Below are 17,390 nucleotides of genomic sequence, written 5' to 3' on the forward strand. Positions count from 1 at the left end.
GGCGGGACGAAGGGGCACGCGGGGGACCGCGGGACGGTATCACCGATATCAAACATAAAACGACCAACGGGGCGACCAACGAGACCAGACCGAACACTGACGGGAAGCGCTGATGAATCGCATCGTAGAACCAGGCAATTCGCTCGACCTGAGCGTGGGCACGGGTGTCACGCAGACGTTTGCGCGTTTGTCGGTACAGCCGGCGATTCTCGCGGGTGGCGCGGGCACGCGGCTCTGGCCGTTGTCGCGTGAGCGAAGCCCGAAGCAGTTGATCGGCCCGATCAGCGACGCATCGGTGCTCGAAGCGACACTGAGCCGTCTCGATGACGCGCTCGCCGTGGCGGCGCACAGCATGCCGCCGACCGGTCGGTTCGCGGCGGCCGCGCCGCTGGTGGTCTGCTGCGAAGCATTGCGGCTGCAAACGCGCGAGCGCCTCGCACAGTGTGGACGCCAGGTGCGCGTGGTGCTCGAGCCGCAGCCGCGCAACACCGCGCCCGCACTGACGGTGGCTGCGCTCGCCGCACGCGCTGCAGGCGCCGGCGACGACGATCCGGTCATCGTCGCGGTGCCGGCCGATCATGCGGTCGCCGATCATGAGGCGTTCGGCGTGGCGCTGGCGGAGGCGCTCACGCATGCGGTGCGCGGCGCGATCGTCACCTTCGGGGTGCCTCCGCGGCGCGCGGCGACAGCGTATGGCTATATCCGCACAGGCACGACGCTCGGCACGCGGGGCGCGCGCGCGATCGTACGCTTCGTCGAGAAACCCGACGGCGAACTCGCAGAACGCTATGTCGCTTCCGGCGACTACTGGTGGACCAGCGGCATATTCGTGGTGCGCGCGTCGGTGTGGCTGTCGGCGATCGGGCTGTGCCGTCCCGTGATCGCGGCGGCGTGCGCGGACGCATTCAGGCATGCCACGGAGGATAGCGACGGCGCGCTGCATCTCGCGTGCGATGCGTGCGCCGCGTGTCCGTCTGATTCGATCGACTATGCGGTGATGGAGCGCATCGCGACCGACGCGCGTCTGGTCGGCGTGACGGTGCCGCTGATCGCGGGCTGGTCGGACGTGGGCGCGAACCCGTTGTGGGACGCGTCCGTCAAGGATGACGCCGGCAACGTCGCGGGTGGCCACGTGGAAGTGATGGCTTCGCGCATCTGGAGGGACGGCGCGTCGCGTGTGTCGGCGTGAGCGGCGTGGTGATGGTGGAGACGCGCCGGCGCGTTGCCGCTCGCCGCGAAGGATCGCGTGCAGGACGCCAAGGTGATCGTGGGCCCGGCTAAGGCGGAGCGCGGCATTCAAGCGCAGACGCATCGCAAGCTCGGGTGGCTGCGTGGCTTTTGCGATTCGCTCGAACGTGGCGAGCGTTTCCAGGTGACGCGCATCGTCGTGAAGCCGGGCGAGCGTCTATCGTTGCGGATGCATCGTTCTTGCGCCGAACGCTGGACGGTGGTGCGCGGCACGGCGCCGGTCAGGCGCGGCGGCCACAGGTCGCGCTGCTCCCGGATATACAGCGGTATACACCGCACGCCCTCCATCGCTCCGATTTGTCTTGTATCACCTGGCGTATTCCGCCAGTGTGCAACCGTGAGTGCCGGAAAATCAGACAATTCGATCCCATTACGTGCGTATTCGCACTATGCAGATCCGGCAACGCAGGCACGCTTGAGACGCAAGCATAAGGCCCTTTAAAACGTCCAGCGTTACATAGAAGAAACAAATCTTCAGAGGGATAACCCTGTCAGGAAGTGTCCCAACTGGCGCAACTGTTTTGAAGCTAGCAACGTATCGTGAATGCATAGTCGCGCACAAAAAAAAACGACACGCAAGGGCCGCTCGATCAACACGCAACGCGGGGAAAACACCGCTTCGGGGAGAGTGCCATGGAACAGACAAACAAAGAGCGATCGCTGGTGAGCAAAGTGATGGACGGACTCGTCACCGGCATCGTCGAAGAGAAGTACGGCGCGATACTGCCGCCGCAGGACGTGCTGTCCAAGGAGTTCAACGTCAGCCGCACCGTGATGCGCGAGGCGCTGTCGATGCTGCTCGCGCGCGACATGCTGGACGTGCGGCCGAAGATCGGCACGCGCATCCGTTCGATGAGCGACTGGCGCATGATCGACGAGGACGTCGTGAACTGGCGTTTTCGCGCGAAACCCGATCCCCTGTTTCTGCGCGACGTGATCGAATTCCGCATGCTGATCGAGCCGCGCGCGTCGGCACAAGCGGCCGCGCGCGGCAGTGCCGCCGACATCGCCGCGATCCGCGAGGCGTTCGACGCGTTTCGCGTGATTCGTCCAGGGGAGCCCGCCTATCAGGAAGCCGACGAGCTGTTCCATACCCGCATCGTGGTGGCGAGCGGCAATCAGTTTTTCAAGCAGATGGCGGCGATCGTTCGCGGCGCGCTATCGACCGTCAATCCCCTCGTCACCGACAAGAACGGCTTGTGGGAAACGGCGGTGAGCTCTCATCAACGCGTACTCGAAGCGATCGAACGGCGCGACCCGAAAGAAGCGGAAATCGCCGCGCTGGCGATGATCGACTTCTCGGCCGAAGAAGTCGGCGGCAAATTTTCAGCGGAGCCGCCCACGCACGTCTGAACGCAGCCGCGCAGGCGGCCTGCCCATCATCGTTTGTCTTGCGAGACAGCGCCTGAAGCCTGGCGCGAGCGCCGGTTCGCGTCCACGTTCGGCATGCGCGACAATAGCGCCTCGTCTGAACCGCAAGGACTCGAAGAAACGATGACAATCGCAACGCAGGAAACGCCCCCGGTCGACGTGATTCGCTGGGGGATCGTCGGCGCGGGCCGGATCGCCCGCCGCTTTGCCCAGGGACTCGCCCATGTGCCGCAAGCGCGACTCGCCGCGCTGTGGTCGCGCCGCGCGGAACCGGCGCAGGCTTTTGCCGAAGAATTCGGCGGCGAGGCGTGCGCGAATTTCGACACGCTGCTCAGGAGCGGGATCGACGCGCTCTATATCGCCACCGTCCAGGATAGTCACGCCGACTATGCGATCGCCGCGCTGCAAGCCGGCTTGCACGTGTTGTGCGAAAAGCCCGCCACCATCAACCGGCCGCAACTCGAGCGCGTGCTCGACACCGCGCGTGACGCGCAACGGCTCTTCATGGAAGCGATGAAGCCGCCGTTCTATCCCCTCTACCAAAAATTGCGCGGGCATCTCGCGGCCGACCCGATCGGCGACGTGGGTCTCGTGCGCGCGGGCTGTTCGGTGCCGGGCGTGCCGGACGATCACCCGTCGCTATCGTTCGACCATGCGGGCGGCGCGCTGCTCGATATCGGCATCTACGAGATGTTCCTCGCGGTGGACTGGCTCGGCGCGCCGCGCGAAGTGCAGACCCTGGGGCGGCTCGGGGCGACCGGCGTCGATACGTTCGCGAGTCTGAACAGCCAGCACGAGCGCGGCATTGCGCAGCTTTTTTGCGGACTCGATCTGCATGGCAAAGGCGATGCATTGCTGATGGCAAAAGGCGGCCACGTGACGATTCACGAGCCGTGGTGGAACCCGTCGCGCGCTACGATCCGTTACGGCGACGGGCGCGTGGTGGAACTCGACGAGCCGTTCGCGGGCGGCGGCCTGAACTACGAGACTGCGCACTTCTGCGAGCTGATTCGCGCGGGACGCCTGGAGAGCCCGCTCATGCCGCACAGCAAATCCTTGCAGATGATCGCGATGGCCGATGCGGCGCGCGCGGCGTTGGGGCTGAAGTTCGCGGGCGAGTGAGAAGCGGCTGAACGTGCGGGGCTGGGAGGCGCAGTGATACGATTCGCGCGGGCCCGCGAATGCGAAGGTGAACGTGAAAACGCAGCGCCCGCCCGCCGCTTCTGAACCTTTCCACCGGAGCCGCCCGTCATGCGCATGCTCAAAAGACTGTGGCGCGACAACAAGAGCCTCGTCGCGTTTCTCTTCCTGATGGTGCTGTTTCGCAGCGCCGTAGCCGACTGGAACGTCGTGCCGAGCGGATCGATGCTGCCGACCATCCGCGAAGGCGACCGCATCCTGGTCGACAAGATGGCCTACGATCTGCGCGTGCCGCTCACCCATATCGCGATCGCCCATCTGCATGATCCGAGGCGTGGCGACATCGTCACGATCGATTCGTCGGCCGCGCACGAGCTGATCGTCAAGCGCCTGATCGGCTTGCCCGGCGACAGCGTCGCGATGCGCGACAACGTGCTGTATGTGAACGGCGTGCGTGCCGCCTACCAGCCGCAGAAACTCGCGCCGCTGCCGGGCGACGCGCTGTCTCGCGGCGATTATCTGACCGAGCGCTTCGACGGCGTCGTGCATTCGGTGCGGCTCGCGCCGGACGCGCCCAGCCCGCGTGATTCGTTCGGCCCGGTCGTGGTGCCTCAAGGCGAGTATCTGATGCTCGGCGACAATCGCGACGACAGCGCCGATTCGCGCTACTTTGGTTTCTTTCCGCGCGAGGAGTTGATGGGCCGCACGCGGCGCGTCGCATACTCGCTCGATCCGCAGCATCACGACAAGCCGCGGTTCGAGCGCTTCGGCGCGCCGCTGGATGCGGCGGCAACGCTCGCCGGCCGTTAGGCACCGCGAGCCGCTGTGCAGGGCGCTGCGGGTTCCCTGTAGCGCTCAATGACGCGACGGCAGCGCGAGGCGCCGTTCGTACCAGCGCTGCGCCCATTCGAGCACCTGGCACAGCACCCAGTACACCGCGGCCGCGGCCAGATAGAGCGGCAGCGGCTGATAGGTCGACGCGATCATTTCCTGTGCGCTGCGCAGCAGCTCGGTCACCGTGATCACCGACACCAGCGAGGTGTCCTTGATCAGGCTGATCAGGCTGTTCGACAGACTCGGCACGGCGATGCGCAACGCCTGCGGCGCGACCACGTAGCGCAGCGTCTGGCGGCGCGACAGGCCGAGGCTATAGGCGGCCAGCCACTGGCCCGGGGGAATCCCGAGGATCGCCCCACGCATGCTCTCCGACAGATACGCCGCGACGTTCGCCGACAACGCGATCACTCCGGCCGGCGTCGGATCGAGCGAGATGCCGAAGCTCGGCAGGCCGTAGTAGATCACGAAGATCTGGACCAGCAGCGGCGTGCCGCGCATCACGCTCACGTAAATGCGGGCGATCCAGTTCAGCGGCCGACTGTGGCTGATGCCCATCAGCGCGAGCACGGCGCCGCCGATCAGGCCGAAGATCATCGACAGAACCGCGAACTTGACCGTCAGGACGGCACCCTGCGCGAGCACAGGAAGCGATTGGACGAGCAGGGAAGTGGTGGACATGAGCGGTGGTCTGGTTGGCGCACAAAGCGCACATCATAAACTTTGGCGGGCGGTACGGCGCGACTGTGTGCGGTGAAACGACGGTGCGGGCGTCGGGAAATCATCAGGCACAGGGCGCGGTGTAGCCGGCGAGGCCCGGTCAACGCCGCAAAAACACGAAGGGCGGCATCGCCGACGATGCCGCCCTTCGTTTCACCCCGCGCGTGTTACTTGATCGGTTTGCTGACGTCGATGCCGAACCACTTGTCCGAGATCTTCGAGAACGTGCCGTCGGCTTCGAGCTGGGTCATCGCGTCGTCGATCGCCTTCGCGAACTTCGGATTGCCCTTCCTGAACGGAATGCCCGACGGGTTGCCCGCGCCGACCATCGCGCCCGTGCGCAGCGGCAACTGCGAGTTCTTCAACAGGTACGCGAGCATCAGGCGGTCGTTGAGCGCCGCATCCAGGCGGCCGGCGGCCAGGTCGCGCAGATATTCGGGCGCGCCCGGATACGTCTTCACGTCGATGCCCGGCACCGACTTCGCCATGTCCATGTAGTTGGTGCCCAGACCGACGCCGAGCTTCTTGCCCTTCAGATCCTCGAGCGAGTTGAACTGGCGCGAGTCGTCCTTGCGCTGGATCAGCTGCGCGGCCGAGTACGTGTAGGCCGGCGAGAAGTCGAGCGCCTGCTTGCGCGCGTCGGTGATGCCGACCTGGTTGACGATCACGTCGAACTTGCCCGCCTGCAGGCCGGCGATGATGCCGCTCCACTCGGTCGTGACGAACTCCGGCTTCACGCCGAGTTTGGCCGCGACGGCCTTGGCGATGTCGACGTCGTAGCCGACCAGTTCGCCCGACGGCGCTTTCGAATTGAACGGCGGGAAGGTGCCCTCCAGGCCGATGCGCAGCGTGCCGCGCTGCTTGACCTGGTCGAGCAGGTCTTCCGCGTGCGCGGCGACGGCGGTGAACGACGCGCCGATCAGACCGGCGACCAGAAGCTTTTTCAGCAGGCCAAATTTCATCGTGTTCCTTGTTGTTCGTATGGCGTTTTAACGGACGAGAGCTTAGCAAAACAGGCTATCGAACCTAAATACCGTTTGTTTATGTCTATATTATCGGGCGCTGCGGCGCAGCGCCGGTGGGCCTGCGGCTTAGCGCAGCGCCTGCGCGCATTCTGCCACCAGTGCCGGTCCGCGGTAGATAAAGCCGGTATAGAGCTGCACCAGCGACGCGCCCGCCGCCAGCTTCGCGCGCGCATCGTCGCCCGAGAAAATACCGCCGACGCCGATGATCGGCACCGTCTCGCCGACTTCGGCGCGCAGCTTGCGGATCACCTCGTTCGACGCGTCGAACACCGGTTTGCCGGACAGGCCGCCGGCTTCGTCGCCGTGCTGCATGCCGGCGACGGCCGTGCGCGACAGCGTGGTGTTGGTGGCGATCACGCCTTCGAACTGGTGGCGCAACAGGGTGTCGGCGATCGACTTGATCTGTTCGCCGTCGAGGTCCGGCGCGATTTTCAGCGCGAGCGGCACCAGCTTGCCATGCAGGTCGGCCAGACGCTGCTGCTTGTCCTTGAGCGCGGCGAGCAGCGCGTCGAGTTCGCCCGCGCCTTGCAGCTGGCGCAAATTCCTGGTGTTCGGCGACGAGATGTTGACCGTCACGTAGCTCGCGAACGGGTACACGCGTTCAAGGCAGTACAGGTAGTCTTCGGCGGCGCGCTCGATCGGCGTGTCGGCGTTCTTGCCGATGTTCAGCCCGAGAATGCCGCGATAGCGCGCCGCCTGCACGTTCTGCACGAACTGGTCGACACCCGCGTTGTTGAAGCCCATCCGGTTGATCACCGCGTTGGCCTGCGGCAGACGGAACATGCGCGGGCGCGGATTGCCCGGCTGCGCCCGCGGCGTCACGGTGCCCACCTCGATGAAGCCGAAACCGAGCGCGGCCAGGCCGTCGATGCAGGCGCCGTCCTTGTCGAGCCCCGCCGCGAGCCCGACCGGGTTGCGGAACGTCAGCCCCATCACGGTGCGCGGCGCGTCCGGCACGTGCGGCGCGAGCATGCCCGCGAGGCCTGTGCGGCCGGCGGCGCCGAGCATCCGCAAGGTCAGGTGATGAGCGTCTTCCGCGTCCATGCGAAAGAGTTGGGCGCGTACGAGCGGGTAGAGGGAACTGAACACGGGGGACGAAGCCGGGCGGCCGGAAAATGGGAACCCGCTATTTTACCGGCTTTGATACGTTAATGAGACACATCGGCGCATTCGGAAGCGCCCGCACCTGGCATGGGATTGAAAACCGCGCGTCGGCGCATGGGGTGCCGGGGCGAGCGTCGCGCGAGTGCCGGCCTGCTTGCGCGCTTGTGGAAGACGGCGGCTCTCACGAGCCGCAGTGCGCGCTGCGCTTATGGCCTGAGTGGCCCGCGCTTGCCGTGAATCGCCAGATCGACCGGCGGCAGGTCCGCGTTTGTCGGATCGAGCACTTGCCACGCGCCGTCGATCAAGCCTTCGAGCGGGCGGAAATTCGCCTTGTACGCCATCTTCGAACTCTCGCGAATCCAGTAGCCGAGATACACGTACGGCAGCTTCAGGCTGCGCGCCTGTTCGATCTGCCAGTAGATGTTGTAGGTGCCGAAACTGGTGTGCGCGAGCCCGGGCTCGAAGAACGTGTACACGGACGAGAGTCCGTCGCCGAGAATGTCGATCATGCTGATCATGCGCAGGATGCCGGGCGCGTTCGGCCGGTCCGGCAACGGCTCGCGGAATTCGACGAGGCGTGAATTGATCCGGCTTTGCAGCAGGAACTGTTCGTACTGGTCGCGGCTGTCGCGGTCCATGCCGCCGCCCGCATGCCGCGCCGATTGATACCGCATGTAGAGCGCGTAGTGCTCTTCGTCGTAATGCAGCGGCGCGACGGTGGCGATCAGTTCACCGTGTTTCTTCCACACACGCCGCTGCGTGCGGTTCGGCTCGAACTGGTCGACCGGCACGCGCACCGGCACGCACGCGCGGCAGCCGTCGCAATACGGGCGGTATGTGAATACGCCCGAGCGCCGGAAGCCCGCCTTGACGAGGTCGGTGTAGACATCGGAGTTGATCAGGTGACTGGGTGTGGCGACTTGCGAACGCGCGATGCGGCCATCCAGGTAACTGCAGGGATAGGGCGCCGTTGCATAAAATTGCAGCGCTGAAAGCGGAGATAGAGGCAGCTCGTTAGGATGAGTCACGTTGGCAGCTCTCGAAGCGTCTCTGGTAATGCGAACCCGGCATGCCTTGCGGCTCGCGACCCGCGGCTCGGTGGATCCGGATTCGGCCTGATTCTTCCTACGCCGCCCGCGCGAGGACCTCGAGCAACGCGGTTTTGTCGAAGCGCCATGGAATGGGCGGTGCGTCGACCGACGCGCGAACATGCGCGATGAACGCCTTGCGCGCGATCTCGCGGCCGCCCAGCGACGCCAGATGCGACGTGTTCTGCTGGCAGTCTATCATTTCTATTTTGTGGCGGCGCAAGTGGCCGACCAGCGCGGCCAGCGCGATTTTCGACGCGTCGGTGGCGTGCGCGAACATCGATTCGCCGAAGAACATCTTGCCGAACGACACGCCATACAAACCGCCTACGCGCTTGCCCTCGAACCAGCTTTCGATGCTATGCGCATCGCCCAGCCGATGCAGCGACGAATAGGCTTCGACGACGTCCGCGGTGATCCATGTGCCGCGCTGTCCGCGTCGCGGCGCTTGTGCGCACGCGCGCATCACGGCGGCGAAATCATCGTCGACGCGGATTTCCCAGGCGTCGTCGCGCAGCACGCGCTTGAGCGTCTTGCGCAGCGACGGCGACAGTTTGAATTCCGCGGGGCACAGGATCATGCGCGGATCGGGACTCCACCACAAGACCGGCTGGCCGTCCGAATACCACGGAAAGATGCCGCGCCGATAGGCGTCGACCAGCCGTGACGGCAGCAGGTCGCCGCTCGCCGCGAGCAGGCCGGGCGCGCCGCTGGCCGCGCCGAGCGCGCGCTCGACGGGTGGGAACGGATCATCAGTTCCGAGCCAGGGAACCATGCGCGCCGCTCAGCCTTCGCGCAGCGAGCGGAAGATGTCGCCCGTGTGCAGGCCGAAGCTGCCGGCGGCGCGGTCGGCGAGAAAGAAGCGCAGTGTCTGGCCGACGGTGGGGAAGGCGATCTCGTCCCACGGAATCTCGTGTTCGTCGAAGAGCTTGACTTCGAGACTTTCCTCGCCGGCGGCGATCTCGAGATCGAGCAGCCGCGCCATGTAGAACAGATGCACCTGATGCACGTGCGGCACGTTCAGCAGCGAGAAGAGGTTTTGCACCTCGACGCGCGCGCCGGCTTCTTCCAGCGTTTCGCGCGATGCGGCCTCGGCTGTCGTTTCACCCATTTCCATGAAGCCCGCGGGCAGCGTCCAGTAGCCGTAGCGCGGTTCGATCGCGCGACGGCACAGCAGCACCTTGTCGTCCCACACCGGGACGGTGCCGACGACGTTGCGCGGATTCTGATAGTGCACCGTGCCGCAACTGCCGCATACGAAGCGCTCGCGGTTGTCGCCCGGCGGAATGCTCAGACTGACGCCTTGACCGCAGACAGAACAGAATTTCATAGGATGGGGACGAGAAGGGGTGATGGGAGTTTATCACCGGGGCGGATGGGAAGACTCGCTGTGTGCTCGACTGGGACGAGCCTGGATGCGTGCTGGTGGCTCGGGTTCGGCGGGGTAGTGCACGATGCGCTCGACGGGTCAGCAGCGCATCAACCACTATGCGCTACGACGAGCGGTTCGTGGCCCGCAAGGGCGACGAGCTATCTACCTGATACGAGCCTGTATCGCAGGACGAATCCGGTGCGAATCGACTCAGGGTCGGCAATCTGCATGGGGGGCGGACGCGCGTTATCAGATGTTTCGCTTCGCCGCTCGCTGCACTGAGTGAAGCCACGTGCCTCCGGAAAACAGGGCATCGTCGTAGGGTCATTGATGCCTCGGCAATCAGGCGCGACGCAATACAGGATGATCGGGGATCAGTAGCGAGGCGCGGCTTCTGAGTCGAAGCAGTTTCGGGACGGTCCATCGACGCTCGTAGTGCGCGCTGCGAAGAACGGAGCGGCACGAGCGATCATTCGCGGGAATTAGCGCAGTCAGTCGGCGCAAAACTGCGTCACGAAAACGAGAATTACGTGGCGGTCTCCGTAGGAGAACTTAGAAAGTGCAACATGCGAGCGCGCTGCGGGCTGTCTCGTTGCGGCTGTCTCGTTGCGTTACCGGCTACAGGACTGTTACACGGACACACAAAACAAAAAAGGCTTACACGCCAATGCGTTGTAAGCCTTTGATGGTTGGTTGCGGGGGTAGGATTTGAACCTACGACCTTCGGGTTATGAGCCCGACGAGCTGCCAGACTGCTCCACCCCGCGTCCGTCGAAGAAAAGATTATAGAACAACGCCGACGCCGATGCAATACTTATTTAAGAATCGGCTTCACATCGCGCCCAGGGGGCGCGGTAAGCCGCGCGCGGCAATCCAGATTCCAAACTCCGAACCGGCGGCGTGGATTAACAGCATCGGCCGACTTCGCATAGCCTAACGCGAAGGCAAACGCCAAGGCCGCTATCAGACGCTGCGCTAGAATTCAGGTTCTCTTCACGCTCGCCGCCAACGCAGTCACAACGGACAAGGGCGGGCGCCCAAACTCTTACCTTGCTCTGAACCCCCATGGATATCGCTCACGACCTACAGGTCATTGCCGCTCAGGAACAAGCGCTGGTGTTCCCTCAATTCGACGCCGACCGTGCCTGGCAAATCGGCGCCTATCTTCACGAGATCGCCAAGGCGCGCGGCATCGCCGCAGCCATCGACATTCGCACCTTCGGTCAGCCGCTGTTCTTCAGTCTGCTCGGCGGCGCGACGCCCGACAACGTCGATTGGGCGCGTCGCAAGGGCAACACGGTCGCGCATTTCCGCCGCAGTTCATATGCGATCGGCCTGAAGATGCAGCAGGCGGGCAGCACGCTCGCCGACAAGCACGGCCTGCCCGCCACGGAATACGCGTCGCACGGCGGCGCGTTCCCGCTGACGGTGGCCAGCGCGGGCGTGATCGGGTCGATCACGGTGTCCGGCCTGCCGCAGCGCGCCGATCATGAGCTGGTGGTGGAGGCGCTGTGCGCGCATCTCGGTCACGACTACGGCAAGCTCGCGCTCGCAAAGGCCTGAGCCGGTGCGGGTGCCTCCCTATGCATTGCTCGCAATGGCCATCGTCGCCGAAGTGATTGCGACCTCGGCGATGCGGGCGTCGGACGGTTTCTCGAGACTGCTTCCCTCAGCGGTTGTCGTGCCTGGCTACGGCGTCGCGTTCTATTGCCTGTCGCTGACGCTCAGGAGCATTCCGGTCGGCATCGTCTACGCGGTGTGGTCCGGCGCGGGCATCGTGCTGATCACGCTGGTCGCGCTGGTGCTCTACCGCCAGGTGCCGGACGTGCCCGCGATCATCGGACTTGGACTGATCGTGGCCGGCGTCGCCGTGTTGAACATCTTTTCGAAGATGCAGGCGCATTGACCCGGCGTTCAGCCATGCCATGCGCTTTGCGCAGGCTCACTTGCAGCGCACGATCATCGAGCGGTTTTTCACGTTGGCCGATACGACGTTGGTGACGCTGCCGCCCGCCGTGCCGCCTTCGTCGTTATCTTTCGACACGATTTCATAGCCGGTCGCGCCGCATGCTTTGCCGGCCTGCACGTAGCAGGAAGCCCAGCTGGACGCGGCGTCGGCGCCGCTGCAATTCACCGCGAAGCCGGTCTGGCCGTTCGGCAGGTTGATCAACGACGTGGTGTTCGACGATGCGCAGCCGGCGAGGCCCGCGCCCAGCAGCACGGCAGCGGGCAGGGCGGCCGACAGGCCCATTCTGCGGACCAGGGCAAGCGCGGCGCCGGAGCGCAAAGGGCCAGGGCGGCGCGTTCGCGTCATGATATGCATCGTGATAGTTCCTTTCAGATTGATAGATGGAAGCTTGCCGTTCGCGCGTGAGGTGCGCACCGAAGGCTAGGGTGTTTCGATCGTGATGCCCGCCGCGCCGACCAGGCGGCGGCTTTCCGCGCCGCTTTCGCTGGCCGCGTCTTCCCAGAGGCTGATGGCTTTCGGAATGTCGATGCCGTGGCTTTCGGCGTACTCGAACCACACGTTGGCCGCATCCGGCTCGGGCAGTGCGTGGTTCTGCAGAAAATATTTTCCCATATTGCGCTCGCGGGTCTCGAAAATGGCGTGTTGCGGCAGCACGGACCGTGCCGGTCACCGCGTTCGACCGGCGCGGCCGACGCAAGTGCAATCCGCTGGATGTCGTGCGCGGAGCGTCGGGCAGAACTTATCCGCGTGCGCGGCGCCTTACTGACTTGTGGTTCGCCGCGACTGCATGCGGGCGACCATCCATCGCAATGAGGAGAATGACCATGGCTGAACGGGTCAGCGGCCCCTATCGCGGCTACTACATCAGCGCCGCCGCGCGCCTCGTGCCGGCAATCGACGCGCCGGATGCCGCCGCGGGCGGCACCTATGTCGGATCGGTAAGCCTCGCCGAACAAGGCCCGGACGATCCGCACCGGATCGAAACCTTGCTCGATCTCGGCGGCGAGCAGCGCTTCGGCAATGAAGAGGAGGCGCTGCTGTTCGTCGAACAGGCGGCGCGCGATTATGTCGATCGTCTGCTGGGCGGGCGCTGATGGCGATGCGCAACCCACCCGAATCCCCCGCCGAATGCGCTGACGAAAGCAGCTCGCGCGCTGGACCGCGGTCCGGACGCGCGAGTACCATAGCGGGGGCGACGGCGGCGGGCTTGACGGCTCTCGCCGGCGCCGCTCTCCTGCACGAACCTTCTGATGAGGCGACCATGGAAATACGGTTTCCCGCGGACGCGCCTGCTTACCGCGGTTCCAATCTGACCATTGTCTTCCCCGCGCTGGTGGACGGCGAGCCGGTGCCGTGCGCGATCTCGGTGGAAGCGCTCGAAGATCACTTCGGCGCCTACTCCGAGGACCGTGAAGGTTGGCTGCGCGCGTTCGACGCCGGGCGCACCCGCATCGAGGCGGTGGCGCGTGAGCACTTGCAGATCAGCAACGGTACGCCTGTGCTGCTGAAAAGCGGGCACTTTCCGCCCGGCAAGGTGGCGGGGTAGGTTGGGTCCGCTAGTGCTGATCGTCGGCTGGCGCACGCGTGCACAAGTGTGCGGCGGCGATAAAGTCCCATCGAACCGCGTGGTTTGCGAAGATCGTTCGCCCACGTCCGCGAACCGCGAGCCCTCGTTCAAGCCGTTTTCGCGGCGCTACACCCGGTGGTGCCGCGAGCCGATGCCGCGTCGCGCGCGGCTTCGAAACAATGCCGGATCCCTTCCTCATACGGCGTTTTGGCGATCGGACCAAGCAACTGCGTGAGCGCGGAATCGTCGAGCACGAGCGGCTCGGTCATCAGGTAGTTCATCTCCACCAGTTCGCGCATCAATGGATTGAACAGGCCGAGCACGCGCAACAGGGTCTTGCCGGCCACCATCAGCTTCGGTTCGAGGCCCGCCAGCGCGTAGGCCTGCGTCGCCACTTCGCGTTGCGTGAGCGTGCCCGCGCCGGCGAGGTGCCACCAGCGCCCATACGCTTCGGGCGTGCGCGTGAGCTTCTCGACCACCGGCCCGGCATCCGGCAGGTAGATGAATTCGTGCGGCACGTCCACCGGGCCGACCAGCTGTGCGCGCTTTGCGGTTGCGGCGCCCTCGAACACGCCATTCAGCAGACTGCGCTCTATCCTGGGCCCATAGAAGTCGGGCAGGCGCAGGACCAGCGTCGACAGGCCGTTGCGGCCATGTGCGGCGAGGACGAGATTTTCCTGGGCGAGCCGCATCCGGCCTTTGAACGTGTGCGGCTCACGCGGATGATTCTCGCTGACGGGATTGCCGCGCGCGCGGCCGTACGGATACACCGTGCCGATCAGAATGAAGCGCTCGACGCCCGCTGCCACGACGCCTGCGAGCGTTTTCTCCATCAGCGGGGGATGCTTGGCGAACTGATCGTAGGGCACGCCGACCAGATAGATTACGGTCTGCAAGCCGGCCGACGCCGCGCGGACCGACGCGGGATCGTCGGGATTCCATGTGACGATTTCCGCGCGCGGATCGTGGCCGAAGGCGGCCTCGAGCGGCTCGCGCGAGCGGCCGACCACCCGGTAATCACGGCCCGCTGCGCTCAGTGCCGCCGCAATGCTCTGGCCGGCCGCGCCCGCGGCGCCGAATAAACCTACTTTTCCTGACGTTTCCACGGCAACTCCTTGAAAGAGCGCCGCGTCGCGCTCTGGTGACCTTGACTGACGACTGAAGAATTAGTGAACGACGTTCAGTGAACGGTGTTCAGTTTAAATTGACTTTTCAGTTTGTCAAGCCGAGAATGCTTCGCATGGGAATTATCGAACGTAAAAAACGCCAGAAACAGGCACTGCGCGAACGCATCCTCGATGCCGCGCGGCGCATCGTGGTGCATGAAGGCTTCGCCGCGCTGTCCATGCGCAAGATTGCCGAAGCCATCGAATATTCACCGGCCACGCTGTACCTGCATTTCGCGAGCCGCGACGAAATCGCGCGGGCGTTGTGCGCGGAAGGCTATGCGCAATTGCTGGCGACCTTCGTGCCGCTTGTGGGGATCGCCGATCCGGCTGAACGGCTCAAGGCACTCGGGCGCGCGTATGTGGCGTTCGGCGTGGCGCATCCGCAAACGTATCGGCTGATCTTCATGGAGGATCCGAGTTATACCGGCGCGGCGTTGGGCGGGGCGGCGGGTGTGTCAGATGCGGGGCAAGCCGGCGCCCTCACGGACCAAGATGCGGCGAGCGCGGCAACGGACTCCGTGGTGGACACGACGGCGTCCGCCACGGCGGCGATATCGGCCGATCCGGCAGCGAACTTCGCAACAGTCGCCCCCGCCGAAGATCCCGGCGCCGCCGCCATGCACATCATGCTCGCCGCGCTCGAAGAGCTTCGCGCAGCGGGACGCTTGCCGGCGTCGATGGATGCGACCGTGTGGGCCGAGGCGTTATGGGCAACGCTGCATGGCATCGTCGCACTGAATCTCACGTGTCCGGTGTTTCCAACTGCGCCGCTCGACACGCTGGTGGGGGTCGCACTCGATGCGTGGCTGGGTGTGCCAGAAGCCACACCACAACAGGCTAACCGACGCACCGCGCCACCTCGCAACGTCGCCAGCGCCGCGGGTGCGCGCAAGAAAAAGTCTGCTGCCGACCGCGCCGCACAGGCCTCACAACTCGAATCGCCCGATGAGCCGGAGAACCACCCGCCGACGCGACCACCGCACGCCAGATCAGCGGAGGCGTTGCCCAAAAAGCCCCTCAGCGCCGGCGCAAAACGCAGATCCACGACCACGTGATAACGTTCAAGTCCATTTCTACTCAACGCCGTCGCGTCTAGCTCTCCATGTCCATTTCCACCTCGCCCGCCGTCAGCGACGAAGTCGCGACTTACGTAGCCAACCGCATCGGCTTCATCGAACTGGAGCGGCCGAAGGCGCTCAACGCGCTATCGACCGGCATGATTCGCGCGATGCATGCGGCGCTCGATCAGTGGCGTGAAAATCCCGATGTGCTGGCCGTCGTGGTGCGCAGCCAGCATGCGCGCGCGTTCTGCGCGGGCGGTGACATCCGCTTTCTGTACGAGTCGGCGCAACGCGGCGAGCACGAAGCGCGCGATGAGTTCTTCACCGAGGAGTACAGCCTCAATCATGCGATCTTCACCTATCCGAAGCCGTATATCGCGTTGATGAACGGCGTCGTAATGGGCGGCGGCATGGGCATTTCGCAGGGCGCGCATCGCACCGGCGGCCTGCGCGTGGTCACCGGGTCGACGAAGATGGCGATGCCCGAAACGCGCATCGGACTCTTTCCCGATGTCGGCGCGAGCTGGTTTCTGGCCCGCACGCCCGGCGCGCTCGGCCGCTATCTGGCGGTAACGGGCGAGGCGATCGGCGCAGCCGATGCGCTCTACGCCGGGCTGGCCGACGTCTATATCGACGACTCGGCGTTGCCCGCGCTGGTCGATACCTTGCGCAGCGAACTGTTCGAACGCGGCGCGGACGTGGTCGCCTGCGTCGCGCGCGAGGCGCTCGCGCATCACGTCGTGCCGCAGCCCGAGGCTTCGCCGCTGGCGAACTCCCGTGTGTTGATCGACCGGCACTTCGCGCTGCCGGACATGGCGCGCATTCTCGCCTCGCTCGAAGGCGAGCGCGCACATGCGGGCGACGCGGCGGAATGGGCCGAGCAGACCATCGCGGTGTTGCGCGAACGCTCGCCGCTGTCGATGGCCGTGTCGCTGGAAGTGGTGACGCGTGCCGAGGGCTCGATGGTGGAGGTGCTGCGGCGCGATCTCGATCTGACGCGTTCGAGCTTCGCGATCGGCGATACGATCGAAGGTATTCGCGCGCGCATCATCGATAAGGACAATGCGCCGCGCTGGCGTTTCGCGCGCATCGAGGACGTGAACGCGGCCGAGGTCGAGAAGATGTTCGAAAGCCCGTGGCCGGCGAACGAACACCCGTTGCGCGATCTGCGGGGTTGAGTAGCGCGACTGAAGCAAAAGCGCTCATGCCGGCGGCGCTGCCGGCAATGAGTTCGCAATCAGGCCTGAGGCAAAGCGGGTAAAGTTGCAAACCCGCTCATTCTTCCTCTTCGCTTGCCATGAACGCGCGCATGAACACCAGCGCGCCCCAGCCCCACATCGCGTTGGCCGCGAAACCCACCGAGAGGCGCGGCAGCATGTTGCCGCTCGGCCAGATGCCGCGCAACGGGTCGATCACGAACACGCTCGCGGCGGTCAGCACGATGCCGCCGAACACGAAAGCTTCCACCCACGGCGCGCGGCGGTGCGGCGCTACGCGCAGCAGCCATGCCATCAGCACGGCCCAGACCGCGCTCCAGATCGCATTCGCGATGAACTCAGGCAGCCCGAGCGGTAAAAACGGCGCAGTAGAAAAACCAGTAGATTCGATCATGCCGGCTGCGTGGATCAGTGCCAGCGTCGATTCGTGAAAGAACAGGGATGCCAGAAAACCGGCGAAAAAAGGCAGGATGAGTTTTTGCATGCATTGCACCGCGAAAATACA

Annotated in this window: 21 protein-coding genes and 1 tRNA gene; 11 read left to right on the forward strand and 11 right to left on the reverse strand. The window is 65.0% G+C overall.

What is annotated here, in order from left to right:
• Nucleotides 1-112: 112 nt before the first annotated feature.
• The 5 genes from PQR02_RS13850 to lepB all read left to right on the forward strand — a co-directional run bounded on the left by PQR02_RS13850 (nt 113) and on the right by lepB (nt 4,569).
• Complete coding sequence (locus tag PQR02_RS13850) at nt 113-1,189, forward strand: mannose-1-phosphate guanylyltransferase (RefSeq protein WP_408231243.1); 1,077 nt, start codon at nt 113-115, stop codon at nt 1,187-1,189.
• A gap of 33 nt (nt 1,190-1,222) precedes the next feature.
• A complete protein-coding gene (locus tag PQR02_RS13855) occupies nt 1,223-1,690 on the forward strand; it encodes a cupin domain-containing protein (RefSeq protein ID WP_408231246.1) in 468 nt (155 codons plus the stop codon).
• Nucleotides 1,691-1,881: 191 nt separating this feature from the next.
• Nucleotides 1,882-2,601 (forward strand): FadR/GntR family transcriptional regulator, encoded by a 720-nt coding sequence (locus PQR02_RS13860; protein WP_408231249.1) that lies wholly within the window; start codon nt 1,882-1,884, stop codon nt 2,599-2,601.
• A 141-nt stretch (nt 2,602-2,742) separates the two neighbouring features.
• Nucleotides 2,743-3,741, forward strand: coding sequence for a Gfo/Idh/MocA family protein (locus PQR02_RS13865; protein WP_408231252.1), 999 nt, complete (start codon nt 2,743-2,745; stop codon nt 3,739-3,741).
• A gap of 129 nt (nt 3,742-3,870) precedes the next feature.
• Nucleotides 3,871-4,569, forward strand: a complete 699-nt coding sequence (gene lepB / locus PQR02_RS13870; protein ID WP_408231255.1) for a signal peptidase I — start codon at nt 3,871-3,873, stop codon at nt 4,567-4,569.
• A gap of 45 nt (nt 4,570-4,614) precedes the next feature.
• On the opposite strand, the gene PQR02_RS13875 is transcribed toward lepB, so the two are convergent.
• The 7 genes from PQR02_RS13875 to PQR02_RS13905 all read right to left on the reverse strand — a co-directional run bounded on the left by PQR02_RS13875 (nt 4,615) and on the right by PQR02_RS13905 (nt 10,669).
• Entirely contained in the window at nt 4,615-5,274 is a 660-nt protein-coding gene (locus PQR02_RS13875) for an amino acid ABC transporter permease (protein WP_149675221.1), read from the reverse strand.
• Between the two features lie 206 nt (nt 5,275-5,480).
• Nucleotides 5,481-6,275 carry a cystine ABC transporter substrate-binding protein gene (locus tag PQR02_RS13880; protein WP_408231258.1) on the reverse strand — a complete coding sequence of 265 codons (795 nt, stop codon included), beginning with the start codon at nt 6,273-6,275 and terminating at the stop codon, nt 5,481-5,483.
• Nucleotides 6,276-6,404: 129 nt separating this feature from the next.
• Nucleotides 6,405-7,427, reverse strand: a complete 1,023-nt coding sequence (locus PQR02_RS13885) for a quinone-dependent dihydroorotate dehydrogenase (RefSeq protein ID WP_408231261.1) — start codon at nt 7,425-7,427, stop codon at nt 6,405-6,407.
• Nucleotides 7,428-7,648: 221 nt separating this feature from the next.
• A complete protein-coding gene (locus PQR02_RS13890; RefSeq protein WP_408231264.1) occupies nt 7,649-8,470 on the reverse strand; it encodes an arginyltransferase in 822 nt (273 codons plus the stop codon).
• Between the two features lie 97 nt (nt 8,471-8,567).
• Nucleotides 8,568-9,305, reverse strand: a complete 738-nt coding sequence (gene aat, locus PQR02_RS13895; RefSeq protein ID WP_408231267.1) for a leucyl/phenylalanyl-tRNA--protein transferase — start codon at nt 9,303-9,305, stop codon at nt 8,568-8,570.
• A 9-nt stretch (nt 9,306-9,314) separates the two neighbouring features.
• Nucleotides 9,315-9,860 carry an NUDIX hydrolase gene (locus PQR02_RS13900; protein ID WP_408231270.1) on the reverse strand — a complete coding sequence of 182 codons (546 nt, stop codon included), beginning with the start codon at nt 9,858-9,860 and terminating at the stop codon, nt 9,315-9,317.
• 732 nt (nt 9,861-10,592) lie between these two features.
• Nucleotides 10,593-10,669: transfer RNA gene (locus PQR02_RS13905), tRNA-Met, on the reverse strand.
• A gap of 298 nt (nt 10,670-10,967) precedes the next feature.
• Between PQR02_RS13905 and PQR02_RS13910 the strand changes: the two genes are divergently transcribed.
• Nucleotides 10,968-11,465: a heme-degrading domain-containing protein gene (locus PQR02_RS13910; RefSeq protein ID WP_408231273.1), complete on the forward strand. Its 498-nt coding sequence runs from the start codon at nt 10,968-10,970 to the stop codon at nt 11,463-11,465.
• Nucleotides 11,466-11,475: 10 nt separating this feature from the next.
• Nucleotides 11,476-11,808, forward strand: a complete 333-nt coding sequence (locus PQR02_RS13915; protein ID WP_408231559.1) for a DMT family transporter — start codon at nt 11,476-11,478, stop codon at nt 11,806-11,808.
• 36 nt (nt 11,809-11,844) lie between these two features.
• Here PQR02_RS13915 and PQR02_RS13920 read toward each other — a convergent pair whose 3' ends face one another.
• Nucleotides 11,845-12,225 carry a hypothetical protein gene (locus PQR02_RS13920; RefSeq protein ID WP_408231276.1) on the reverse strand — a complete coding sequence of 127 codons (381 nt, stop codon included), beginning with the start codon at nt 12,223-12,225 and terminating at the stop codon, nt 11,845-11,847.
• A gap of 66 nt (nt 12,226-12,291) precedes the next feature.
• Nucleotides 12,292-12,483: a hypothetical protein gene (locus tag PQR02_RS13925; RefSeq protein WP_408231279.1), complete on the reverse strand. Its 192-nt coding sequence runs from the start codon at nt 12,481-12,483 to the stop codon at nt 12,292-12,294.
• A 212-nt stretch (nt 12,484-12,695) separates the two neighbouring features.
• Between PQR02_RS13925 and PQR02_RS13930 the strand changes: the two genes are divergently transcribed.
• Nucleotides 12,696-12,965 (forward strand): hypothetical protein, encoded by a 270-nt coding sequence (locus PQR02_RS13930; RefSeq protein WP_408231282.1) that lies wholly within the window; start codon nt 12,696-12,698, stop codon nt 12,963-12,965.
• Between the two features lie 167 nt (nt 12,966-13,132).
• Complete coding sequence (locus PQR02_RS13935; RefSeq protein WP_408231562.1) at nt 13,133-13,417, forward strand: DUF1488 family protein; 285 nt, start codon at nt 13,133-13,135, stop codon at nt 13,415-13,417.
• Nucleotides 13,418-13,545: 128 nt separating this feature from the next.
• Here the strand turns inward: PQR02_RS13935 and PQR02_RS13940 are convergent, their stop codons facing one another.
• Complete coding sequence (locus tag PQR02_RS13940) at nt 13,546-14,544, reverse strand: NAD-dependent epimerase/dehydratase family protein (RefSeq protein WP_408231285.1); 999 nt, start codon at nt 14,542-14,544, stop codon at nt 13,546-13,548.
• Between the two features lie 134 nt (nt 14,545-14,678).
• Between PQR02_RS13940 and PQR02_RS13945 the strand changes: the two genes are divergently transcribed.
• On the forward strand, nt 14,679-15,662 hold the full coding sequence (locus tag PQR02_RS13945; RefSeq protein ID WP_408231288.1) for a TetR/AcrR family transcriptional regulator: 984 nt from the start codon (nt 14,679-14,681) through the stop codon (nt 15,660-15,662).
• A 47-nt stretch (nt 15,663-15,709) separates the two neighbouring features.
• Nucleotides 15,710-16,846: an enoyl-CoA hydratase/isomerase family protein gene (locus tag PQR02_RS13950; RefSeq protein ID WP_408231291.1), complete on the forward strand. Its 1,137-nt coding sequence runs from the start codon at nt 15,710-15,712 to the stop codon at nt 16,844-16,846.
• Nucleotides 16,847-16,943: 97 nt separating this feature from the next.
• Here the strand turns inward: PQR02_RS13950 and PQR02_RS13955 are convergent, their stop codons facing one another.
• Nucleotides 16,944-17,369, reverse strand: a complete 426-nt coding sequence (locus PQR02_RS13955) for a hypothetical protein (protein ID WP_408231294.1) — start codon at nt 17,367-17,369, stop codon at nt 16,944-16,946.
• Nucleotides 17,370-17,390: the final 21 nt, after the last annotated feature.

Origin of the sequence: Paraburkholderia sediminicola (assembly GCF_046026895.1) — a bacterium.
Lineage (GTDB): Bacteria > Pseudomonadota > Gammaproteobacteria > Burkholderiales > Burkholderiaceae > Paraburkholderia > Paraburkholderia sediminicola_C.